The 21,770-nt window shown below is 62.4% G+C and carries 20 protein-coding genes; 6 read left to right on the top strand and 14 right to left on the bottom strand.

Going from position 1 to position 21,770, the window contains the following annotated elements; translation table 11 throughout:
• Positions 1-47: 47 nt before the first annotated feature.
• Positions 48-2,102 carry a TonB-dependent receptor gene (locus tag H3221_RS15745; protein ID WP_196474515.1) on the top strand — a complete coding sequence of 685 codons (2,055 nt, stop codon included), beginning with the start codon at positions 48-50 and terminating at the stop codon, positions 2,100-2,102.
• 94 nt (positions 2,103-2,196) lie between these two features.
• Here H3221_RS15745 and H3221_RS15740 read toward each other — a convergent pair whose 3' ends face one another.
• The gene (locus tag H3221_RS15740; protein ID WP_196474514.1) at positions 2,197-3,336 is read right to left on the bottom strand and encodes a DUF1624 domain-containing protein; all 1,140 of its coding nucleotides are present in this window, start codon (positions 3,334-3,336) and stop codon (positions 2,197-2,199) included.
• A gap of 87 nt (positions 3,337-3,423) precedes the next feature.
• On the bottom strand, positions 3,424-4,404 hold the full coding sequence (locus H3221_RS15735) for a GlxA family transcriptional regulator (RefSeq protein ID WP_196474513.1): 981 nt from the start codon (positions 4,402-4,404) through the stop codon (positions 3,424-3,426).
• An 89-nt stretch (positions 4,405-4,493) separates the two neighbouring features.
• Here H3221_RS15735 and H3221_RS15730 point away from each other — a divergent pair, with 89 nt between their 5' ends.
• Positions 4,494-5,696, top strand: coding sequence for an NAD(P)/FAD-dependent oxidoreductase (locus H3221_RS15730; RefSeq protein ID WP_196474512.1), 1,203 nt, complete (start codon positions 4,494-4,496; stop codon positions 5,694-5,696).
• 87 nt (positions 5,697-5,783) lie between these two features.
• Positions 5,784-7,556: a S8/S53 family peptidase gene (locus H3221_RS15725; protein WP_196474511.1), complete on the top strand. Its 1,773-nt coding sequence runs from the start codon at positions 5,784-5,786 to the stop codon at positions 7,554-7,556.
• A gap of 11 nt (positions 7,557-7,567) precedes the next feature.
• On the opposite strand, the gene H3221_RS15720 is transcribed toward H3221_RS15725, so the two are convergent.
• The 5 genes from H3221_RS15720 to H3221_RS15700 all read right to left on the bottom strand — a co-directional run bounded on the left by H3221_RS15720 (position 7,568) and on the right by H3221_RS15700 (position 11,478).
• Positions 7,568-7,891, bottom strand: coding sequence for a low molecular weight protein tyrosine phosphatase family protein (locus H3221_RS15720; protein ID WP_196474510.1), 324 nt, complete (start codon positions 7,889-7,891; stop codon positions 7,568-7,570).
• Positions 7,888-8,418, bottom strand: a complete 531-nt coding sequence (locus H3221_RS15715) for a GNAT family N-acetyltransferase (protein WP_196474509.1) — start codon at positions 8,416-8,418, stop codon at positions 7,888-7,890. Before H3221_RS15715 ends, H3221_RS15720 begins: the two co-directional genes overlap by 4 nt.
• Positions 8,419-8,482: 64 nt before the next feature.
• Positions 8,483-9,052 carry a DUF1285 domain-containing protein gene (locus H3221_RS15710; RefSeq protein ID WP_196474508.1) on the bottom strand — a complete coding sequence of 190 codons (570 nt, stop codon included), beginning with the start codon at positions 9,050-9,052 and terminating at the stop codon, positions 8,483-8,485.
• Positions 9,053-9,232: 180 nt separating this feature from the next.
• Positions 9,233-10,414, bottom strand: coding sequence for an SEL1-like repeat protein (locus H3221_RS15705; protein WP_224490631.1), 1,182 nt, complete (start codon positions 10,412-10,414; stop codon positions 9,233-9,235).
• A gap of 461 nt (positions 10,415-10,875) precedes the next feature.
• Complete coding sequence (locus H3221_RS15700; protein WP_160020334.1) at positions 10,876-11,478, bottom strand: DUF4823 domain-containing protein; 603 nt, start codon at positions 11,476-11,478, stop codon at positions 10,876-10,878.
• 303 nt (positions 11,479-11,781) lie between these two features.
• Here H3221_RS15700 and H3221_RS15695 point away from each other — a divergent pair, with 303 nt between their 5' ends.
• Positions 11,782-12,858 carry an ArsO family NAD(P)H-dependent flavin-containing monooxygenase gene (locus tag H3221_RS15695; RefSeq protein WP_196474506.1) on the top strand — a complete coding sequence of 359 codons (1,077 nt, stop codon included), beginning with the start codon at positions 11,782-11,784 and terminating at the stop codon, positions 12,856-12,858.
• 24 nt (positions 12,859-12,882) lie between these two features.
• Here the strand turns inward: H3221_RS15695 and arsJ are convergent, their stop codons facing one another.
• The 5 genes from arsJ to H3221_RS15670 form a co-directional block, all read right to left on the bottom strand.
• Positions 12,883-14,112, bottom strand: coding sequence for an organoarsenical effux MFS transporter ArsJ (gene arsJ, locus H3221_RS15690; RefSeq protein WP_196474505.1), 1,230 nt, complete (start codon positions 14,110-14,112; stop codon positions 12,883-12,885).
• A 123-nt stretch (positions 14,113-14,235) separates the two neighbouring features.
• Positions 14,236-15,240, bottom strand: a complete 1,005-nt coding sequence (locus H3221_RS15685; RefSeq protein ID WP_196474504.1) for an ArsJ-associated glyceraldehyde-3-phosphate dehydrogenase — start codon at positions 15,238-15,240, stop codon at positions 14,236-14,238.
• A 13-nt stretch (positions 15,241-15,253) separates the two neighbouring features.
• Positions 15,254-15,754 (bottom strand): cyclin-dependent kinase inhibitor 3 family protein, encoded by a 501-nt coding sequence (locus H3221_RS15680; protein ID WP_196474503.1) that lies wholly within the window; start codon positions 15,752-15,754, stop codon positions 15,254-15,256.
• Positions 15,755-15,772: 18 nt separating this feature from the next.
• Positions 15,773-16,486, bottom strand: coding sequence for an arsenical resistance protein ArsH (arsH, locus tag H3221_RS15675; protein ID WP_224490628.1), 714 nt, complete (start codon positions 16,484-16,486; stop codon positions 15,773-15,775).
• Positions 16,487-16,536: 50 nt separating this feature from the next.
• On the bottom strand, positions 16,537-17,313 hold the full coding sequence (locus H3221_RS15670) for a metalloregulator ArsR/SmtB family transcription factor (protein ID WP_196474502.1): 777 nt from the start codon (positions 17,311-17,313) through the stop codon (positions 16,537-16,539).
• A gap of 105 nt (positions 17,314-17,418) precedes the next feature.
• On the opposite strand from H3221_RS15670, the gene arsB reads away from it, so the two are divergent.
• Positions 17,419-18,489 (top strand): ACR3 family arsenite efflux transporter, encoded by a 1,071-nt coding sequence (gene arsB / locus H3221_RS15665; RefSeq protein ID WP_196474501.1) that lies wholly within the window; start codon positions 17,419-17,421, stop codon positions 18,487-18,489.
• Positions 18,490-18,649: 160 nt separating this feature from the next.
• Here arsB and H3221_RS15660 read toward each other — a convergent pair whose 3' ends face one another.
• Positions 18,650-19,618, bottom strand: coding sequence for a GTP 3',8-cyclase MoaA (locus H3221_RS15660; RefSeq protein WP_196474500.1), 969 nt, complete (start codon positions 19,616-19,618; stop codon positions 18,650-18,652).
• A gap of 79 nt (positions 19,619-19,697) precedes the next feature.
• Positions 19,698-20,321: a TetR/AcrR family transcriptional regulator gene (locus tag H3221_RS15655; RefSeq protein ID WP_003461933.1), complete on the bottom strand. Its 624-nt coding sequence runs from the start codon at positions 20,319-20,321 to the stop codon at positions 19,698-19,700.
• Between the two features lie 75 nt (positions 20,322-20,396).
• Here H3221_RS15655 and H3221_RS15650 point away from each other — a divergent pair, with 75 nt between their 5' ends.
• Positions 20,397-21,530 carry an aminotransferase class V-fold PLP-dependent enzyme gene (locus H3221_RS15650; RefSeq protein ID WP_196474499.1) on the top strand — a complete coding sequence of 378 codons (1,134 nt, stop codon included), beginning with the start codon at positions 20,397-20,399 and terminating at the stop codon, positions 21,528-21,530.
• Positions 21,531-21,770: the final 240 nt, after the last annotated feature.

The raw sequence follows: 21,770 nt of genomic DNA, 5'->3' as shown, positions 1-21,770 counted from the left end.
GCCAGTGCCTCTCCCCTCACTTAGAAAACGCAACGCTAGGAATACCCATGAAAGCCACCTCGGCCTCCCTCGTCGTCATCACCGCCCTGGTCACGCCTCCGCTTCACGCCGCCTCGTCCGGCAATTCCACCGTCTCGCTAGGCTCGGTCTACGTCACACCACAGGCCAGCGGCACGCTGCGCACCGACAGCATCCTGACGTCGGTCGACATCATGGGCAGCGACAAGATCGAGGATAAGAACGTGATGAACAGCTGGGAGCTGGTGGGCCAGATGCCCGGCATCCAGTTGACCGAGACGCGCATGGGCGCAGAGTCCGGCAAGGTGACCTTCCGCGCCTTCAACGGCGAGGGCTACATCAATGGCATCAAGACGCTGATCGACGGCGTACCGAGCAACGTCAACAGCGGCAACCAGCGCTTCATCGACATGGTCTTCCCGCTGGACCTGGACTACATCGAGGTGGTGCGCGGCACCAACGACCCGCGCTACGGCTTGCACAACATCGGCGGCAACATCAATTTCGTCACCCGCCAGGGCGGCAACTACACCGACGGCCGCCTGACCTATGGCAGCTTCAACACCCGCGAATTCCAGCTGGCCGTGGGCAAAGAGGAAGGCAACTTCGCGCAGAACTACTTCATGGCCAAGCAAGACTCCGACGGTTTCCGCGACAACAGCAACTCCAACAAATACTCGCTGGGCGGCAAGTGGTTCGTCACCGATGACCAGCAGACCATGAAACTTGGCGTGATCGCCCGCCTCTATCATCATCAGGCCGAGGAGCCGGGATTTCTCACCGCGCAGGAGCTGGCCGCGAGCCGCTCGCAATCGCCGGAGAAGAACGCCAACGACAGCGACGACCGCGACATGAAGCACCTCAGCGCGCATGCCGACTTCCAGCTCAACGACGACCTGAGCCTGAGCAACAAGCTGTACTACAACAGCTACGACGATGACCGTACCGTGACCTTCACCCGCTACCCGGTCGGCAACGCCCCGCGCCAGCGCCGCCAGTGGGAAGAACGCCAGACCGGCGTGCTGAGCAACCTGACCTGGCGTGCCCACGAGATGCTGACCCTCGACGGCGGCATCAACTACGAACAGCAGAACAACGAGTACCGCCGCTACCGCTACGACTTCGGCATCCCCACCGATTTCGACGCACCGCCGGCACGCACGCAAAACGACGACAGCTACACGCTGTACAACACCGGCGCCTATGCCCAAGCGATCATCCAGCCCATCGAGCAGCTCAAGATCATCCCGGCGTACCGCGTCGACAAGTTCTCCGGTAATACCGAGCTGATGAACGGCGAGAAGGCCGAGCTGCAGGACTATGGCTGGATCGAACAGCCCAAGCTCAGCGTGGTGTACAGCATCACCCCGGACGTGAATGTCTACGCCAACTGGGGGCGTACCTTCCAGATCCTCACCGGGTCCACCGCACCGGCCTACATGACCGCCGGCCAGGCTTCGTACAAACCGTCGATCAACACCGGCAAGGAAGTGGGCGTGAAGTTCAAGCCCTTTGCCGGCTCGGAAGCGCGCATCGCCGTGTGGCAACAGGAAGCCACCGGTGAGGTTTCCAACATGCCTGCGACCGGCACCACGGTCGGCCTAGGTGAAACCCGACGTCGCGGTATCGACATGCAACTCACCGCTCAGTTGAACGAACAGTGGACAGTGTGGGGCTCGCACGCCATTCAGGAGGCCAAGGTGATCAGCGCCTTTACCGACGGCGGTCGCTCGCTGGCAGGCACCGAGGTGATCTCCACGCCACGCTACATCAGCAACGCTGGCGTCGACTATCAGTTCAACGATGCCTGGCGCTTCGGCCTGCAAGCTCGCGCGCAAGGCGATTACTACATCGACACGCTCAACGAACAGGGCAAGTACGGCGGCTTCGCAGTGCTCGATGCCAACGTACGCTATCAGATATCGAACACCACCAGCCTCGACCTGCAGATGAAAAACCTGACCGATCGTGATTACGAGTACGTATGGTTCGACAACTTCTTCTGGGCCGCTGGCGACGAACAACCGATGTTCTCCCCCGCTCCGGGCCGCTCGGCCTATCTGTCGGTGAACATGAAGCTGTAAGCCGCAGCCACGCTGAAGAAGCGCTGCCCCGGCCTGCAGGAGCCCGCAAGCGGGCTCCTGCCATGCACGGCATCGCACCCTACGACAGCCGCTCTCAGAGGTATATCAACCAGCGAATATCACGACGCCGTGCCTTGAGCCTCGCGAACCATTGCGTGGGCGGAAACAGCACCAGCGCCAGCAGCACGGTCGCCGCCCAGACCCAACCCATCGAATCGAAGCCGAAGTAATACCCCTGGTTCGCGCCCCAGATGGCGAAGGCGGCGATATAGAGCAGCTTCAACACGTAAAGATGGAGCAGATAGAAGAACATCGGCGCGCTACCGAATACAGCCAGGGTACGTACCATGCACCCTTCGTTACGGCGCTCGAAGTACGCCAGCAGCAACAGGCCGACGCCCAGCGTCAGCGCCAGGAACAGCAGCGAAGGCGGGTATTTGGTGATGTTGAACAGGCCCATCAACGTTTGCAGTGCGGTTTCTTCCACCGCCCAGGGTTTCTCGCCATAGCCGTTGAGCAGGCGCAGCATCACGAACAGCGCCAGCGCGCCGAAACCCGCACAACGCAGCCATTGCAGACGCTGCTCGGGCGCGCTCGAGCCGCGAAACCAAGGGCCGATCACATAACCCAGGGCGATCACCCCGATCCACGGCAGCACCGGATACGACGTGCGCAGGCGCAGCGTGTCGGAAAACTCGATCCAGCCGCGGTCATGCAGGATCGCCCAGGGAATGTGCAGCGCCGACTCCGGGCCGAAGTGCAGCCCATCGAGCAGGTTGTGCCCCGCCACCAGCGCCAGACCCAGCACAGCCAGCAGCGTTCGCGGCAGCCACAGCAGCACGGAAAGCGCCAGCATGCTCAGGCCGATGGCCCAGATCACCTGCAGGTAGATTACCGTGGGCGGGAACTGGAAGGTCCAGGCGAAGTTGACCAGGGTGAACTCCAGCACCACCAGAAACAGCCCGCGCTTGAACAGGAAGGCGCTGGTCGCCGCCCGGCTCATCTGCTTCTCGCCATAGAGAAACGCCGAAAGCCCGGTGAGCAGGATAAATATCGGCGCGCACAGATGTGCCAGGCTACGACTGAAGAACAGCGCAGGCTCAGTAGCGGTCACGTCCATCGGGTCGCCGACCTGCTGGTGCAGGTAGAAGGTTTCGCGAACGTGATCGAGCAACATGAAGAGGATGACCAGGCCGCGCAGGGCGTCGATCGAGAGCAGACGATTGGAGGACATGGAAGGCTTCGAATGGGGCTTGAAGAGAACGTAATACTATAACCAGACTCTGCCGAGCCGATGCCATCCACCTGCGGCGCAGAGCCTTCAGCGCGAGAAGCGTCTTCGATAATCCCGCGGCGAAATCGCTAAATGACGTTGGAATGTCGCTCGCATTCGCTCTTCGTCACCGAAGCCGCATTGCCTGGCGATAACATCGATATTGCGGGTGGAGTCCTCCAGCAACCTGCGCGCGGCTTCGAGGCGGAAAATTTCCACTGCCTTGGCCGGCGTGCGCCCGGTCTTCTGTTTGTACAGGCGAGAGAAGTGCCGCGGGCTCATGTGGCAGCGCTCGGCCATGATCTCGATATTCAGCTCCGGGCTGCTCAGGTGATCGCCCAACCAGCGGTGCAGCTCATCGAAGGTCGAGGTGTCCTTAGCCTGTGCCTGCAACAGCTCGCTGAACTGCGCCTGCCCACCGGGACGCTTGAGAAAGACCACCAGCTCACGCGCCACCTGCATGGCCACCTCTCGCCCGCAATCGGCCTCGACCAGTGCCAGGGCAAGGTCGATACCGGCACTGACACCCGCAGAGGTCCACACTGCACCCTGCTCGATGAAGATGGCGTTGTTGTCCACTTCGATGGCCGGGAAACGCGCCTTGAGCATGTCGCACATCGCCCAATGCGTCGCCGCTCGCTTTCCCTCGAGCAAACCCGCATGAGCCAGCAGAAAGGTGCCACTGCATACGGAGGCCGTGCGCCGCACTCGACGTGCGTTGCTGGCGATCCAGGCGATCAGTTCGGCCGATTCGGCCACCGCACGCTCGATTTCCGGCGCACCAGGCACGATCAGCGTATCGACCTGCGCCAGCTGTACCTCTGCCAGCGGCTGGGTATCCACCACCAGGCCCTCGGCAGTGCCCACCAAACCGCCCGCAAGGCTGACAGTGAGGCGCTCGTAACCCGGCAAACCGCGTTCGTGCATGGCCTTGGTGGCCGCCCAGAAAACCGTCTGCGCGCCGGTAAGATCGAGCAGACCGACTTGCGGGTAGGCGAGAAACAGAACGGTACGCGGGCGAGTTGGCATGATTTCGGGGGTATATGTCGTATCTGCCGAAATGCTCCTCTCCTAGCATGGCTCCGTCAAACGAAACGAGCCAAAGCCAGGAGTACCAGATGAAACAACGCATTCTGATTGTCGGTGGTGGTTTTGCCGGGGTATGGAGCGCCCTCAGTGCCATGCGCCTGCTCGATCAACACGGACGAACGGATATCGGCGTGACCATGCTCGCCCCTCAGCCGGAGCTGCGCATTCGACCGCGCTTCTACGAACCGAATGTGCAAAGCATGAAAGCGCCTCTCACCGAGCTCCTGGCAGCCGTGGGTGTGGAATTCGTCCAGGGCACGGCCGAGGGTATCGATGCACCGCGTCAGCAGGTCAGCTATCGCGATGCCGCCGGCAAGCCGGGAAGCCTGAGCTACGACCGCTTGGTGCTGGCCTCGGGTAGCCACCTGATGCGCCCAGCGCTGGAGGGCCTGGAGGCGCATTTGTTCGATGTCGATGAAATCGAGCAGGCGGTGCGCCTGGAGCAGCACCTGGCGAGCCTGGCAGAGCGTCCGCCAAGCACCGCACGCAATACCGTGGTGGTTGCCGGCGGCGGCTTTACCGGCATCGAGACCGCGACGGAAATGCCGGCACGCCTGCGCGCCCTGCTCGGCGATGACGCCGACATTCGCGTGGTAGTGGTCGATCGTGGCGAAGAGATTGCCGCCGCGCTGGGTGATGGCATTCGTCCGGCGATCAGCGAGGCGTCGCAGGAACTGGGAATAGAATGGTGCCTGGGACGCATGGTGGTGGCGGTCGATGCCGATGGCGTGACCCTGGATGACGGCCAGCGTATCGCCTCCCATACCGTGATCTGGACCGTGGGTTTTCGCGCCAGCGCGCTGACCGAACAGATCAATACTCCACGCGATCATCAGGGCCGACTGCAGGTCGACAGCCAGCTCAAGGTCCAGGGTCAACCTGCAATCTTCGCAGCAGGCGATACCGCCCGCGCCGCAACGGACGATGTCGGCAACTTCAGTGTGATGTCCTGCCAGCACGCCATCGCCTTGGGTCGCCACGCCGGCAACAACGCTGCAGCCGAACTGATCGGGGTAGCGGCGACGCACTACAGCCAGCCCAAGTACGTGACCTGCCTCGATCTCGGTGCCTGGGGTGCGGTGTACAGCGAAGGCTGGGATCGCCAGGTAAAACTGATCGGCAGCGAAGCCAAGACGCTGAAACAACAGATCAACAGCCTGTGGATCTACCCGCCGGTCGCTGATCGAGCCACCGCCCTGGCAGCCGCCGACCCGGCGATTCCAGTAGCCTGAGCGAAGCAGCCAGTTTCCTCCCAACCTGAACAAAGCGCGGCGAAGGCAGTCGGAAAAGCAGGACAATCGTCACGGAAACCCTGCCCCATGCTGCCCAACCGCGCCCTTCTCTCCGCTTTCGTCGTGGCCCTGCTCAGCCCCCTTGCCGAGGCGCAGGAGCCGTTGCGCATCCAGAGCCTGCAGCGCTGCGGCGACCTGCTCGCCAGTGAAAAGCAGGAATGGTGCATGCAGGTGCGTGGCCTTGGCGCGAAGCTGCCCAAGCTGCGGCTCGGCGACGACCCCCTGCCCGCTTCGGCGGTCAAGCGCACTGGCGATGGCCTACGCCTACAGTTGAATAGCAACGAACATCGCAGCGCACCGCTGTGGCTGGAGGACGGCTCGCGCGCCAGCAATCCGGTGTGGTTGTCGCTGCATCGCAGCCATGTGCTCGCTGCCGGCCCGGATGAAGTGGCGAAGAACATGGATGGCCTGACCACCTATGTCGACCTGGTCAGCCTGCTGATCGAGGAAAGCCACGACGGCCTCGACGAAGCCAGGCGCCTGGCGAAGAAGTACGACGCCAAGGTGGTCGGTGCCATCCCACCGCTGAATGTCTACCAACTGCGCCTGCCGGTGAAGAACCTGACCGAGCGCGATGCGCTGGTGCTGCGCATCGGCAACGAAACCAGCGTCGATGCCGTGGTGGTGGAAGAAAGCGCACCGGAGCGCGGCGAAGAGCGCGAAGCCGCGCGCCAGCCAGCACGCAAACCGGAAAAGAACTCCGAAGAGTGGGCGGCGAACCGCTTCATGGATGCGGTGAACTATTACCAGCGACGCATCCCGGCGGGCGAGACGCCCATAGAAGCCGAACCGATCCGCGTCGGCGTGATCGAGCGCAATGTCGATTTCGATTCGCCCGACTTCGCCGATTACCTCGGCGCCTGCCCCGATGGCAAACCGCGCACCTGCGTCTATGCGCGTGATGCCGACGAGCCGGACAACCACGGCAGCACCGTGGCCGGGATTCTCGCCGCGCACTGGGACAAAGGCGGCAACACCGGTTTCCTGCGCGGGTTGGACAAGGCCAGCCAGGGCTTCGAAGTCATCGTCGAGCGCAACTCGGACGCCGGCATCACCGCCAACATCGCCGCATCGGTGAACCTGGTGGAAGACGGCGTACGCGTCATCAACTGGAGCTGGGGCATCCACCGCGTTGGCACGCGCAACGTCGAAGGCGACGAAATCGATTCGCTGGTGCGCTCGGGCATCGCCATGAGTGGCTATGAGGAGTTGCTGGAGGAGTTCTTCCTGTGGCTGCGCGAGGAACACCCGGACGTGCTGGTGATCAACTCCGCCGGCAACGGTTCGTCCTACTCCGGCCAGGACGAGTATCGCCTGCCCTCCTCCTTCATCACCGAGCAATTGCTGGTGGTCGGCGGGCATCAGCGCAACAAGGAAAAGGAGGTCGATATCGACGACCCGAGCTACGCGGTCAAACGCAACTCGTCGAACATCGACATGCGCGTCGACATCACCGCCGCCGCCTGTGCCCGCGCCTCCACTCGTGAGGTCGATGCGACCGGCGACGTGCATTGCGGTACCTCCTACGCCACGCCCCTGGTCACCGGTGTGGTCGCCGCCATGCTCTCGATCAATCCGCGTCTGCAGCCGGAACAGGTGCGCATGCTGCTACGGCGCAGCGCGATGACCATCGGCGGTGATTACGACTTCGAACCGATGGACGCCGAAGACCTGACCGCGCCGATCCTGCCATCGGAGCGCAACTACAAGATGAGCGACAAGGACGTGGGCCGCTCGGCGCGGCTGGATATGCAGAAGGCGCTGGACCTGGCGGTACAGAGTCGTGATCGGGCGCGTTGAGCCGGAGCGACTCAACGCAGCAGAGCGGGCACCTTGCGCTGCAACAGACTGATCAACTCCGGCTGCATGTAGGCGTAGTCATCGGGAATATCCAGACAGATCACCCGCTTGCCCGCCAGGACTTGCCGGTACTGGCGGGCCAGCTTGCTGCGCTGGCTCTTCTCCATCACGAAAATCAGCGTTGCCCAGTCGAGCTGTTCTGCCGAAACACGAACCTCGGCGTCAGGGGCGAGCCCGGCTGAGTCGGTCTCGACGCCTGGCCACTGCGCGAATACCCGCTCGGCTGTCGGGCTGCGCAAACGGTTGCGACTGCAGATGAACAGAGCGCGGATCACTCGCCGGAAACCCGCTCATAAAGCTCGACCGGCTCCAGCTTGCCCTGGCAACCGCACTGGCTGTGGCCCAGGCCCAGATGGCGGAACCCGGCCTTGAACAGCACACGGCCGGATTGCGGATTGCGCGCCAGGTGGCTGGCGTGCAGGCGACGCAGACGCAGTTGCTGGAAGGCGAAATCCACCAGGGCATTGCAGGCTTCGCTGGCGTAGCCACGGCTCCAGTAGGGCACGCCGATCCAGTAGCCCACCTCGGCCTCGCCTCGATTGATGTCCTTGAGCGCCATGCTGCCGACCAGCTTGCCGCTGTCCGACTCGGTGATGATGAAGCTGGCCGCCGCACCGCTGGCCCAATCCTGCGCGCAGCGTTCGATCCACTGCTGCGCCAGCGCGGGCGGATAGGGATGGGGAATGCTGCGGGTGACATCGGCGATGCGAAAATCACCGGCCAGCCGCTGTATCTCGTCGGCATCCTGCGGCTGCGGCGGGCGCAGCGTCAGGCGTTCGGTTTCGATGCGATGCTCATCCATTTGCGTCTCCTGTCAAACCCGTTGGGTGCGCTGCGCGCACCGGCGTTGCTCCCGAATTGCCCGCTCAGACCGGGGACGGCCCAATGGGATAGAACGCCCCGGCACTCCACACGCCCAACCAGGGCTCTCCGTCTATTTCGCGCTCCACCGCCAGTTCTACCAACTGGTAGAACACGTTGCGGTGAATCAGCGCCTCGAGGTTACGCCGCACCAGAATGTAGGGCGAGGGTTCGAGTGTCGCAGGGTCAATCTCGACGCGAATCGGATGCTCGGCACCGGCCACGACTTCGTCCTCGACATTGGTGGTAAAGCGCAACACCTGCGCCTCACCCTCACCTTCCACCTGCAAGGTCACGGCAACGAAGGGGGCGTCCTCGACCTGGATACCGACCTTCTCCACTGGGGTGATCAGAAAATAGTCGTCACCGTCACGACGAATGATGGTGGAAAACAGTCGCACCATGGGTTTGCGGCCGATGGGCGTGCCCTGGTAATACCAGGTGCCGTCGCGGGCGATACGCATATCGATATCGCCACAGAAATCGGGGTTCCACAGGTGCACGGGGGGCAGGCCCTTGCCTTCGCCCTTGGGGATCTGCGCCAGCAGGTCGCCGGCCTTGCCTGGATCGCTCATGCTCTCTCCTCGTCCGTTGCCCGGCACGCCGGGTCAGACGAACGAGGATACACCAGCTGACGGGTGATCCATGTGCAGCGGCCCCGTCCCGCGATTGCGTCACGGCGCCCATAGCCGGCAGGCTGACCCAAGACTGACGCACGAAAATCCGTCAGTCGTGGTCACGTCCCTGCACGCCTGTCACTGAGGAATCGGCAACTCTATGGCCTGCATGTCGAGTTGCAGACTCTCATCGGTTTCCTTGATGGCCAACGGCAAAGTGAAGTTCGGGAAGGCAAGTGCCAGCACAGCACCGTCATTCAGACTGGCTCGAATGGGCTTGGGCAAGGGTTCAGAGAATGTGGCGCACCCGTTTTTGTCGACACGTCCTTCGATGGAAAGATGCTCAGGCCGCTCCAGCGAGCGGTGAACCTGCAATCGCCATGACGTATTGATACCAAGATTGTAAGTACTGCCATACAGCTGGTTAAGATCCAGGCCACAGGCTTGCAGGTACAGAGGTTTTTCTGGCAAGGCCTTGGCCTGCTCGCGCTGACGCTGCAGAAAGCGCCCCCACTCCAGGCGGGAGGTGAGTGAGCGAGTCCGGTAGCCATCACCCTCGGGGCCCTGCAGCAAGGCCAACCGGCTGACGCCATCCTCGAGAGTGGCCAGGTCAGTCTCGGTGCGAAGCAACTCCACCAGATGATCGATGGCTGGCCGAACCGCCGCCTTCAGGCCCAACAAGGCCGCCTGCTCGTAGTGATACGCCTCTGCCTGCCGGTCAACAGCGGGCAGCCCCAAGCCGCTGGCGGCCATACGTGCCAGATGATAGTGAGCTGCAGCGACCTTGCGATCAGCACCTTGTTGCAAAGCCTGTCGGGCACCGTTGAAATCCCCCTCCTCCAGCAGCATCACCCCGTAGTTGGTCCATGACTGCTCGTTATCGCGTGCCTTGCCTTTGTCCAGCCACTCCAGGGCCTTGGCTCGCAGCCGGGTACGGTCGTCCTCTGTCGAGGTGCTGAAGTAGTTGTTACGCAGCGCCAGATAAGCCTGCAGATAATTGCGCGAGGCCTCCGTCAGCCAAGCGATGTCAGATTCCTGCTCATAAGCCAGGGCAAAGTAGTCACCCGACTGCTCCGCTCTGACAACTCCAGCATGCTGCAGGATCTGATAGTCGAGATCGGAAGGGCTATAGGCTCGGCCAAGGTTGATCAGCGTCGGCATCAGCAGGCCGCGTTGCAAGGCCTCTTCGAACAGAGGAATCGCATCGTTGGGCCGTTTTTCACTCATCAGCATAGAGCCAAGATTGTGGCTGGCTCGAGCCGAACCGCCTGCGCGAGCCTTCTCGTAATAGCTTCTGGCGAGCGCTTCGCTCTCGTCCACGCCCTGCCCAAGGTGATAAGCCTTGCCAAGCAAGAACAAGGCTAGCGTATCGCCTTTCGCCGCAGCACTTTCGGCCTTTGGCAGAAACTCGCTGTAACGCTGCTCGTTGAACAGGGCTTCCAGGTCGGCAGCATAAGCAGCGTGCGTGAGACACAGGCTGAGGGACAGGGCAAGGAACAGTCGCGACATGACATCAATCTCGGTGTGAATAAGGAACACAAACCGAATGCCAGGTACGACTCATTGACCGTGAACCGGTCAGGCGTGGATGTTGGCCAAGGGGAAAACCAAGGCAGCAACAGGCAACCTCTCCTTGGCGCTTATGAGTCTTCCCTGACATTAACTTTGCGCATGATACCTGCGTTTGCCACAGCGCAAGTAACCAGGGGGGAAATCTCTCGACGCTGTCTCAGTTTCCTGGGAGCACTCAAGCGCTCCTGAGTGTTTTTCGTAAACCCGGCTCAGCGCGCTACGCCAAGCAGACTGCGCGCATAGTCATGCAGCGGCGGGCCTATCAGATCCTGCGGCTGCGCGTCGTAGAACGTCAGGAATCCGCCACGGCTGCGAATCCGTGCAGTGTCCACCAGAAAGCGGGTATTGGTTTCAATCAGCATCAGCTGGATCGATGCCCGGTCTGTGCCGAGACGATCAAGCGCTTCCTGATCCTCCCATTCTTCCTCGGTGCCGATACGGTCGTCGCTGTAGGCGAAGCGGGCGTACAGCAGATAATGCGCGCCAGCGCTGCGCGCCTCGGCCATGGCTTCATCCAGGCCTGCTGGCTGACGTGCGCGGCGCACCAGCGGGAAGTATTCGACGAAGCCCTTGAAGGCTTCTTCGGCCACCACGTTGGGGCGCGGGTAACCGTGGCCCGGCGGCACGAAGTGGCCTTGGGCGATATAGATGAAGGAATCCTGCTGCAGACGCCGCGAGGCCATGCGCTCGGTGCGGCCGTGGTCGAGAAACCCGGCATCGCGCAGGTGATACTCGGCGCCGCTGGCCAGATCGCTGACCTTCATGCAGCCGGTCAGGCCCAGCAGCGTCACCAGTAGAAGCAGGTTACGCATGAATCGATCCTCCTCGTGCCGGTGACGGAAAACCGGCGGATAAGGGATAGATGCAGATTCTGCGCCAGCCTTCTTCAAGCCCGCTTTATCACGCCTGAAGCTGGCGCCTCCGCGGTCGAAACTTCAACTGGGCTTCGGCGTCTGACCGAGGGCCAATCCTTGAGTAGCGCACTGCTCATCGCGCTCGCCGACAGCGCCACGGTGTCGCTGGCCTCAAGCAATGACAGCAGACTTGTCGCACATCACCCTCACATGAATGCATGCCGATAGACTCTCCCTCCTATATTGCGCAGGAGCCTATGGATGACCGTTCAATCTGAAACCATGCAGGATGTCATCATCATCGGTGGCGGCCAGGCCGCCCTGGCCACCGCATACTTTCTGCGACGCACTGGTCTGTCATTCGTGATGCTCGATGCAGAGGATGGCCCCGGTGGCGCCTGGCGTCATGGCTGGAATTCCCTGCGACTGTTCTCTCCGGCGACCTGGAGTTCGATTCCCGGCTGGATGATGCCGCCAGTCGAGGATGGCTACCCTACTCGCGACCATGTGATCGACTACCTGAGCCGTTACGAGGATCGCTATCAGTTTCCGGTCAATCGACCTGTTCGGGTCACCTCAGTGGAGCGCCGTGCGCAGGCGCTGCGCGTTCATGCAGGGAATTCCCACTGGGACGGCAGGGCGGTCGTGAGCGCCACCGGCACCTGGAGCCATCCACATATCCCCCACTATCCTGGCAGCGAACTGTTTGGCGGCCAACAGTTGCACTCGGCTCACTATGTCGAGGCGCAGCCGTTCGCAGGTAAACGGGTGCTGGTGGTGGGCGGTGGCAACTCCGGGGCGCAGATCCTGGCAGAGCTTTCCAAAGTGGCCGACGCTACTTGGGTGACGCCCACCGAGCCGCTGTTTCTGCCCGACGATGTCGATGGTCGCGTGCTGTTCGAACGTGCCACCGAGCGCTGGAAAGCCCAGCAGGAAGGTCGCGTCATTGATCAGCCGGTGGGCGGGCTCGGCGATGTGGTCATGGTGCCGCCCGTGGTCGAGGCGCGGGAGCGTGGCGTGCTGCACGCGGTACGCCCGTTCGAACGGTTCACCCGTGATGGTGTGGTCTGGCCCGATGGCACACAGAGCAAGGTGGATGCGGTGATCTGGTGTACCGGTTTCAAACCGGCACTGGAACACCTGGCCAGCCTGGGGCTGATCACCGATGAAGGGCGAATGGAGGTTGAAGGTACCCGCGCCTTACAGGAGCCCAGGCTGTGGCTGGTGGGCTACGGCGAATGGACCGGCTCGGCGTCGGCCACCCTGATCGGGGTGACTCGCACGGCGCGCAGCACCGCCGCCGAGATCGAACAGTTCCTGAGCACAACGCAGACCTGAAAGCCTACGCTCCGAATGGCTGGATCAGGCCTGCGGAGCGGTATCGCGGTGTCTGGGCAAGGCGATGGAGATCAGCGCGGCGGCCAACACGAACGCGCTGGATACCCACAGACAGGCCTCCAGCCCATGGGCCTGGAAGACCCAGCCCGAGAGCAACGTGCCGATCAGCCGTCCCAGTGCGTTGGACATGTAGTAGAAGCCCACGTCCAGCGATACGCCGTCTTCCTTGGCGTAGCTGACGATCAGGTAACTGTGCAACGAGGAATTCACCGCAAACAGCACGCCGAACAGCATCAACCCGCCGAGCAAGACCCCCTGCGCCGACCAGCCGGTGCCCAGCCCCAAGGCGATCAGCGCTGGCAAGCCGGCCAGCAGCGCGGCCCAGACGAAGGCGGTGCGGCCATCCGGCACATGACCACTTTGCTTACCGGTAATGCGTGGGGCCAAGAACTGCACGATGCCGTAGCCGATCACCCAAGTGGCGAGAAAACCGCCCACCAGCCAGAAGTCCCAGCCGAACACCGTGCTCAGGTAAACCGGCAGCGCCACCACGAACCAGACGTCGCGTGCACCGAACAGGAACAGCCGGGCAGCCGAAAGAATATTGATCGCCCGGCTCTTGGAGAGCATGTCGCGGAACTTCGGCTTGGCCTTGGCCTTGCCCAGATCCTTCTTCAGCAGCACCAGGCTGGCCAGCCAGATCAGCGCCAACGCGGCGGCCATGGCCAGCACCGCGCCGGTGAAGCCGAGCACGGCGAGCAGCGCGCCCCCCAGGAAGAAACCAACACCCTTTAGCGCATTCTTAGAGCCGGTGAGGATCGCCACCCACTTGTACAGCGTGCCCTGCTGACTATCCGGCACCAGGAGCTTGATCGAGCTCTTGGCGCTCATCTTGTTCAGATCCTTGGCAATACCGGACAGCGCCTGCGCGCCCATGACCCAGGGCACGGTCAACCAGGCAGCCGGCACGGTGAGCATCAACAGCGCCAGCACCTGCAGGCCGAGGCCGATGTTCATGGTGCGATTGAGCCCCAGGCGTGCGCCCAGGTAGCCGCCCACCAGGTTGGTGACTACACCGAAGATTTCGTAGAACAGAAACAGCGCAGCGATCTGCAGCGGCGTGTAGCCCAGGCTGTGAAAATGCAGTACCACCAGCATGCGCAACGCGCCGTCGGTGAGGGTAAAGGCCCAGTAGTTGCCGGTGACCAGCAGGTACTGGCGCACTTCGGGGGCCAGGCGGGATAAGGCATGCATAACAAATCCTGTGTAACCCGTGGGAGGGGCTTTAGCCGCGACAGCAGACTGTAGGGTGGATGACGCCTTTTTCATCCACCTTGGTTATCTGGTGGATGGATAAAGCGTCATCCACCCTACGGATCAATTGACTGCCCCGACCAGCCTGGCCAGCTCCACCGCGCGGTTGGCATAGCCCCACTCGTTGTCGTACCAGGCGTAGACTTTCACCTGAGTGCCGGCCACCACCAGCGTCGACAGCGCATCGACGATGGACGAGCGCGGATCGGTGCGGTAGTCGATGGACACCAGCGGGCGCTCCTCGTAACCCAGGATGTTCTTCAGCGGGCCATCAGCAGCCGCCTTGAGCAGCGCGTTGACCTCCTCGGCCGTGGTGGCGCGCGCGACCTCGAACACGCAATCCGTCAGCGAGGCATTCGCCAGCGGCACCCGCACGGCATGGCCGTTCAACTTGCCACGCAGCTCGGGGAAGATCTCGGCAATCGCCGTGGCAGAACCGGTGGTGGTCGGGATCAGACTCATACCCGAGGCGCGGGCGCGGCGCAGATCCTTGTGCGGCTGGTCGAGGATGCTCTGGGTGTTGGTCAGGTCGTGGATGGTGGTGATCGAGCCGTGACGAATGCCCAGCGCCTCGTGGATCACCTTGACCACCGGTGCCAGACAATTGGTGGTGCAGGATGCCGCGGTGACGATGCGGTGCTGCGCAGGGTCGAACAAATGCTGGTTGACGCCCATCACCACGTTCAGCGCGCCCTGTTCCTTGACCGGCGCGCAGACCACCACGCGCCCCACGCCCTGCTCCAGATAACCCTGCAGCACGGCGACCGTCTTCATCTTGCCGCTGGCCTCGAGTACCAGGTCGCAGCCACTCCAGTCGGTATCGGCGATGGCCTTGTTGGCAGTCACCGCGATGCGCTTGCCATCGATCACCACGCAATCGCCGTCGCTGCTCGCCTCATGCTGCCAGCGGCCATGCACCGAGTCGAAGTTGAGCAGGTGCGCGTGGGTGGCGGCGTCGCCTGCAGGGTCGTTGATCTGCACGAACTCCAGTTCGGGCCAGCCCCAGGCGGCGCGCAGAGCCAGGCGGCCGATGCGGCCAAAACCGTTGATGCCTACTTTGATGGTCATGTCGATGCCTCTGTCAGTGGGTTGCGTCGAACTGGTTGATCCAATTGACGTGCGCAGGATGCTGGATGGCTTTGGGACGCAGCGCCTGCACCAGGGCGATGGCTTCATCGCGCGCGATGCCGGCTTCGATGAGAATGCGCGCGGCGATCAGGCCGGTGCGCCCGGAGCCGCCCTTGCAGTGAATGGCCAGCGAGCGGCCGCCACGCAGGTGCTCGATGAGCGCCTGGCGGGAGGCCCTCCAGCCTTCGCCGAAGGCTTCCAGCGGCACCTGTTCGTCGGCCACCGGCAGGTGATACCAGGCCAGATCCAGTGAATGGCACTGCTGGGCGATCTGCTCGGCGCCGTTGGCGGCAAGCTCGCTGTGGGGCATCAGCGTGATCACGCCCGCTGCACCGGCCTGCTGCAGAGCCAGCAGCGCCTGTTCGAGCGTGGTTTCCCGGGTGCCCGGGCAAGGCGTGAAGATCAGCGCGCCGGCCAGGCCGGGCACCTTCAGTACGTCGTAGGGATGAGTCATGGCGGGCAGTTCCTTCGCTCAGATGGCGCGCTGATTGACGCGCTTGGAGAGTTCTTCGGCCGACTCCTTGCGCTCGGAGTAGCGGTCGACCAGGTAGTCGGCGCGATCGCGCAGCAACAGGGTGAACTTGACCAGCTCCTCCATCACGTCCACCAGGCGGTCGTAGAACGAGGACGGTTTCATCCGGCCATCCGCGTCGAACTCCATGAAGGCCTTGGGCACCGAGGACTGGTTGGGGATGGTGAACATGCGCATCCAGCGTCCCAGCACGCGCAACTGGTTGACCACATTGAACGACTGCGAGCCGCCACAGACCTGCATCACCGCCAGGGTCTTGCCCTGGGTCGGGCGGACCGCGCCCATGGCCAGCGGCACCCAATCGATCTGCGCCTTGAACACGGCGCTCATCGCACCGTGGCGCTCGGGAGAGCACCACACCTGCCCTTCCGACCACTGCATCAGCTCGCGCAGCTCCTGCACCTTGGGGTGATCTTCCGGAGCATCGTCCGGCAGCGGCAGGCCGCGCGGGTCGAAGATGCGCGTCTCGGCACCAAAGTGCTGCAACAGGCGCGCGGCTTCCTCGGTCAGCAGGCGGCTGAAGGACTTCTCGCGAGTGGAGCCGTACAGCAGCAGAATGCGAGGCGCGTGGGTCGAGGCTGACTCGAGGGAGAGCTTGTCAGCAGTCGGTAGGTCGAGCAGTTGCAGGTCAGCATTGGGCAGATCGTCTTGCACGGTATCGCTCCAGAAATGGGTCAGAACAGGATCTTCACCAGGCTCGTCGCTCAGTCACAGGCCGGCTTGCGACCAGGGCGATCGCGCATCTGCCAAAGGCGCTGCACATCCGGGCGCAGCCACTCGGCATTGCTGTCCAGGGTTCGCTTGAGCACATCCCTGACCCACTCGGGCAACTGTGGATGCAGGCGGTAGTAAACCCATTGGCCATTGCGGCGATCTTCCAGCAGACCGCAACTGCGCAATAACGCCAGGTGCCGGGAAATCTTCGGCTGCGCCTCTTCCAGCGCCGAGGTCAGTTCACAGACGCACAGCTCCTGCTCCAGGGTGACGAGCATGGCGATACGCGCCCGCGTCTCGTCGGCCAGGCACTTGAACAATTCGGTAGGTGTCATGCCATCGCAGGCAACACTGGCAGGCTTGCTCTTGATCAAGACGAACATCTTTATCCGCTCGTGGATCTCGTGCAGGGTCTTGCGATAGGCGTCCTTCTGCGAGCTGGTCGCCGGGTCCTCGAAATTCCAGGCGATGTATTCGCCCGTACCAGGCAGCGCCAGGCACTCCAGCGCAGACTTGTCACATAGCGTGATCACATAGTCGAACGGCTCGCCCGCTACCTGCTCCACGGACTTGCTGAACAGCCCTGCGGTCGAGACACCCAGATGCTCGAGCACATCGCGGGTACGCGGGTCGACCTCAGTGGGTGCGCTGCCTGCACTGAAAGCCTCGAAGTGTTCGGAGTCGGTGTGGCGCAGCAGCGCTTCGGCCATCTGCGAGCGCGACGAGTTGGCCACGCAGAGAAACAGGACACGCTTTTTCTGGCTCATGTTGACTTCCATCATGGATGCACGCGAGCGAATATATTATTTTTCGAATATTCAGTAAATCGAATATGTTTGAGCCATTCACCCTGACGAGTACAGGCAACGAAGATGACAAATGCATGTGACACCGCCCTGAAGCAATCCGCAGGCGCGCCCCTGGGTTTCTTCGAGCGTTACCTGACCCTGTGGGTGTTCCTCTGTATCGCGGCTGGGACGGTACTCGGCCTGGTCGCTCCGCAGGCTGCCCAGGCAGTCGGCGCGATGGAGATTGCCCAGGTGAACATCCCGGTCGGCGTGCTGATCTGGGTAATGATCATCCCCATGCTGATGAAGATCGACTTCGGCTCACTGCATGAAGTGCGCGGACAGAAAGCCGGTATCGGTATCACCCTGTTCGTCAACTGGGTGATCAAGCCCTTCTCCATGGCCCTGATCGGCTGGCTGTTCATCAAGATCCTGTTCGCCGACTGGTTGCCGACCGAGCAACTCGACAGCTACATGGCCGGGCTGATCCTGCTGGGCGCTGCGCCTTGCACGGCGATGGTGTTCGTCTGGAGCAACCTGTGCAACGGCAACGCCAACTTCACCATCAGCCAGGTGGCGCTCAACGATCTGGTGATGGTGTTCGCCTTCGCCCCCATCGTCGCCCTGCTGCTGGGCGTATCGTCGATCCCGGTACCCTGGGACACCCTGCTGCTGTCGGTGGTGATGTACATCGTCATCCCCCTGGCCATCGCCCAGGTCGTGCGCGCCCAGCTGCTCAAGCGCGGCAAACCCGCCTTCGAAGCCGCGCTGGAAAAAATCTCCCCCTTCTCGATCCTCGCCCTGCTGGCCACCCTGGTATTGCTGTTCTCCTTTCAGGGCCAGGCCATCGTCGAACAGCCGCTGGTGATCGGCATTCTGGCTATGCCAATCCTGCTGCAGACACTGTTTATCGCCGCGCTCGGCTACTGGCTCAACCGCTGTCTCAAGGTGCGCCATGACGTGGCCGGCCCCTCGACCATGATTGGCGCGTCCAATTTCTTCGAGCTGGCCGTGGCGGTGGCCATCGTGCTCTATGGCTTCGACTCCGGCGCGGCGCTGGCCACCGTGGTCGGCGTGCTGATCGAGGTGCCGGTGATGCTCTGGCTGGTGCGCATGGTCAACAAGAGTCGCAGCTGGTACGAGCAGGCGCTGTAGCTCACACGCGAACGCAAGGCCTTCACACCTGGCTAGAAGCACTGGTTGACAAGGTGGTGAAGAAGATTGCGCCGCACCGGCTTGCGCCTACTCTTCAGGGAGCGGCTCAGGCTAGCGCCGAGCCTTGAAGAGTCGAGCACCAGAACAGCGAACCAAAGCGTCAGCCGCCGATAATCTTCATCACTGTAACGCCGCCGGAGAAGGCCAGGTCCTGCTTGTCACCCAGCGCCTTGACCAGCAGACGCTGCAGCGCCGGTAAGGCCTGGTGACGAGGCTTGTCCAACAGGTCGCCAACGAAGTGGCGATTGCTCGACGACAGGCAGCCGTGCAACCAACCGGTAGACGACAGGCGCAGGCGCGAGCAGGTACGGCAGAACGGCACACTTTCGTTGGCGATCACGCCGAAATGGCCGGCGCCGGGAATGGCGTAGCGCATCGCGGTGGCATCCACCGGAGCACTGGCCTGAACGTACTGGTGACGCGTGCCGATCAGCTCCAGCAGCTCCGGCAGACCGATGAATTGCTGGTTGAAGGCATTGGGATCACGCGCCAGGTGACCCATGCGCATCAGCTCGATGAAGCGCAGCTCGAAGCCACGCGCCAGGCAGTACTCGAGCAGTGGCAGCACCTGATCGAGGTTCTGCCCGCGCAACGGCACCATATTGACCTTGATCTTCATTCCGGCTTCACGCGCCGCTTCCATCCCGGCCAGCACGCTGGCCAGGTCGCCACCACGGGCGATGCTGCGGAAGGCGTCGGCGTCGAGGGTATCGAGGGAAACATTGAGGCGGCGAATACCGCATTCGACCAACAGCGGCAGCTTGCGCTCGAGCAGTTGGCCGTTGGTGGTCAGGCTGATGTCGTCGAGACCGAGCTGACTGACCTGGCGCAGGAAAGGCTCCAGCCGCGTGCTGACCAGCGGCTCGCCGCCGGTGATGCGCAGGCGTTCGATGCCGGCTGCTTCGATCAGATAAGCCACGCCGCGCGCCATGGCGTCGGCGGACAGTTCGTCCTGAGCGGCGACCAGACGCTTGCCGTTCGGCACACAGTAGGTGCAGGCGTAGTTGCAGGCGGCGGTCAGACTGACGCGAAGGTTGCGAAAGCGTCTGCCCTGGCGGTCGACGATCATTGAGAGCTCCAGTTCGTTAAGAGCCGGAGTATATCGCTATGTCGTCCACGGCACAGTCCCGTGGCCGACATACCAGGCATCAGGCGTCGCGCTTGCGCTTGTTGCCCATGCGCACGCCGATGTCCATGAGGAACTGGAAGAAGCCTTCCTGATCCTCGAGCACATTGCTCCAGAACGGCGAGTGGTACAGTGCCACGGCGCCATGCACCAGGGCCCAGGCGGCGCAGTAGTGGAAGTACGGCGGCACGTCTTCCAGCTTGCCCTCGGCGATGCGCCCCTTGATCAACTGGGTCAGACGCTCGAAGTTGGAAGCACGGATCTTGTGCAACTGCTCGACCATTTCCGGCACCTGATTGCCCTTGACCACCTTTTCTTCCAGGCGGTCGAACAGGCGATAGCGCTGCGGATCACGCATGCGGAATTCGAAGTAGGCACGCGACAGCGCTTCCTTGTCACGGTCCACGTCGGCCGAATGCAGCAGCTCGTTGAGATCGCGCTCGTAGTCGAGCATCAGGCGCAGGTAGATCTCCGCCTTGGACTTGAAGTGCTTGTAGATAGTGCCTTTGCCGATACCGACCGCATCAGCGATCATCTCGACGGTCACGCTGTCTTCTCCTTGTTCGAGGAAGAGTTTCAGCGCGGTATCGAGAATTTCTTGCTCGCGGCGACGGAATTCGCGGACCTTACGGGGTTCTTTCTGCATAAAGGGACTACGGGGTCAAAAATCGAAGCCGCCTATTATGCCCAAATGCGGCCAAATTGCACGGATCATCCGACCATGTACGTGTTTCATGATGAGTTCCCCCTGGAAAATGGACTGCGCTATCTGAATCATGCGGCAGTCGCCCCCTGGCCAAAACGCAGTGCTGAAGCGGTGCGGCGGTTCTCGGAGGCGAACGTGGCTAGCGGTGCGCGTGACTATCCCGACTGGCTGAAGCTGGAGCGTAGCCTGCGCGAACGCCTCATGCGCCTGATGAACGCACCAAGCACCGGTGATATTGCTCTGGTCAAGAATACGTCCGAGGCACTGTCCTTCGTGGCCTTCGGCCTGGACTGGCGAGCCGGCGACCAAGTGATCATCAGTGACGAGGAATTCCCCTCCAACCGTATCGTCTGGCTGGCACTGGCGGCCCAGGGCGTGGAAGTGATCGAGGTCAGCCTGAAGGGCGACGATCCGGAGGCGTCACTGCTCGCTGCCTTCACCTCACGAACACGCCTGCTGTCGGTGAGCGCCGTACAGTTCGCCAGCGGCCTGCGCCTGGATCTTCCACGCCTCGGCCAAGGCTGCCGCCAGCGTGGCGTGTTGTTCTGCATCGATGCCATCCAGCAACTGGGCGCCCTGCCCTTCGATGTCCAGGCCTACGACTGCGACTTCGCCATGGCCGATGGCCACAAATGGATGCTCGGCCCGGAAGGCCTTGGGGTGTTCTATTGCCGCAGCGCAGTGCGCGATCAACTGAGACTGCATGAGTACGGCTGGCACATGCTGGAGCATGCCGGAGACTACACCCGCCAGGACTGGCAACCGGCCCGCAGTGCAAGACGCTTCGAATGCGGCAGCCCGAACATGCTCGGTGCCTTCGCCCTGGAGGCGAGTTTGTCGTTGCTAGAAGAGGTGGGCATGGAGCGGGTCGGTACACTCCTGGAGGATCGTGTGCAGCGCCTGGATGAGGGTATCCGCGCACTACCCGGTGCAGTGATCCATAACCCGCTCGACCCTGCGCGCCGTGCCGGCATCCTCAACTTCAGCCTGGCAGGCTGGGACAACCCGGCGCTGTACCAACGCCTGCGCGAAGACCAGGTGATCTGCGTGCAGCGCGGGCCTGGAGTACGCCTGTCGCCGCATTTCTACACCAGCGAGCAGGTGATCGAGGAGACTCTGGGTCTGCTAACCCAGCTGGCAAAAGGGTGAGGACTCAGCAGCGGCCGCGGTATTCCAAATCCGTTTAAAAAACTCAGGCTTTGGCCTGGACGCTCGCTGATCATGACCAATACTGAAATTTACTGGTGTGCGGCATCTCCCCCCAAGTGCCCCGCCAGCCAAGGTACCGTGGACCGCGTACCTTGATTTACTCCTAATGGTCTTAACCCGGATTCATCCCCCAGAATCCGGGTTTTTTTTGCTCAGCAGATCGGCGTTCCCGTAGGGTGG

Source organism: Pseudomonas chaetocerotis (assembly GCF_015712105.2).
In the GTDB taxonomy this organism is placed as follows: domain Bacteria; phylum Pseudomonadota; class Gammaproteobacteria; order Pseudomonadales; family Pseudomonadaceae; genus Aquipseudomonas; species Aquipseudomonas chaetocerotis.
The sequence above is the reverse complement of the archived record's forward strand: the minus strand, read 5'-3'. Positions and strand labels throughout refer to the sequence as shown.

What these genes read in the sequence shown, in the direction of transcription:
- H3221_RS15745 (WP_196474515.1), top strand. Translation starts at nt 48, where the DNA reads ATGAAAGCCACCTCGGCCTCCCTCGTCGTCATCACCGCCCTGGTCACG.
- H3221_RS15660 (WP_196474500.1), bottom strand. Translation starts at nt 19,618, where the DNA reads ATGATCGTCGACCGCCAGGGCAGACGCTTTCGCAACCTTCGCGTCAGT.
- arsB (WP_196474501.1), top strand. Translation starts at nt 17,419, where the DNA reads ATGACAAATGCATGTGACACCGCCCTGAAGCAATCCGCAGGCGCGCCC.
- H3221_RS15740 (WP_196474514.1), bottom strand. Translation starts at nt 3,336, where the DNA reads ATGTCCTCCAATCGTCTGCTCTCGATCGACGCCCTGCGCGGCCTGGTC.
- H3221_RS15695 (WP_196474506.1), top strand. Translation starts at nt 11,782, where the DNA reads ATGACCGTTCAATCTGAAACCATGCAGGATGTCATCATCATCGGTGGC.
- H3221_RS15655 (WP_003461933.1), bottom strand. Translation starts at nt 20,321, where the DNA reads ATGCAGAAAGAACCCCGTAAGGTCCGCGAATTCCGTCGCCGCGAGCAA.
- H3221_RS15670 (WP_196474502.1), bottom strand. Translation starts at nt 17,313, where the DNA reads ATGAGCCAGAAAAAGCGTGTCCTGTTTCTCTGCGTGGCCAACTCGTCG.
- H3221_RS15735 (WP_196474513.1), bottom strand. Translation starts at nt 4,404, where the DNA reads ATGCCAACTCGCCCGCGTACCGTTCTGTTTCTCGCCTACCCGCAAGTC.
- H3221_RS15680 (WP_196474503.1), bottom strand. Translation starts at nt 15,754, where the DNA reads ATGACTCATCCCTACGACGTACTGAAGGTGCCCGGCCTGGCCGGCGCG.
- arsJ (WP_196474505.1), bottom strand. Translation starts at nt 14,112, where the DNA reads ATGCATGCCTTATCCCGCCTGGCCCCCGAAGTGCGCCAGTACCTGCTG.
- H3221_RS15710 (WP_196474508.1), bottom strand. Translation starts at nt 9,052, where the DNA reads ATGAGCGATCCAGGCAAGGCCGGCGACCTGCTGGCGCAGATCCCCAAG.
- H3221_RS15715 (WP_196474509.1), bottom strand. Translation starts at nt 8,418, where the DNA reads ATGGATGAGCATCGCATCGAAACCGAACGCCTGACGCTGCGCCCGCCG.
- H3221_RS15650 (WP_196474499.1), top strand. Translation starts at nt 20,397, where the DNA reads ATGTACGTGTTTCATGATGAGTTCCCCCTGGAAAATGGACTGCGCTAT.
- H3221_RS15725 (WP_196474511.1), top strand. Translation starts at nt 5,784, where the DNA reads ATGCTGCCCAACCGCGCCCTTCTCTCCGCTTTCGTCGTGGCCCTGCTC.
- H3221_RS15685 (WP_196474504.1), bottom strand. Translation starts at nt 15,240, where the DNA reads ATGACCATCAAAGTAGGCATCAACGGTTTTGGCCGCATCGGCCGCCTG.
- H3221_RS15730 (WP_196474512.1), top strand. Translation starts at nt 4,494, where the DNA reads ATGAAACAACGCATTCTGATTGTCGGTGGTGGTTTTGCCGGGGTATGG.
- H3221_RS15700 (WP_160020334.1), bottom strand. Translation starts at nt 11,478, where the DNA reads ATGCGTAACCTGCTTCTACTGGTGACGCTGCTGGGCCTGACCGGCTGC.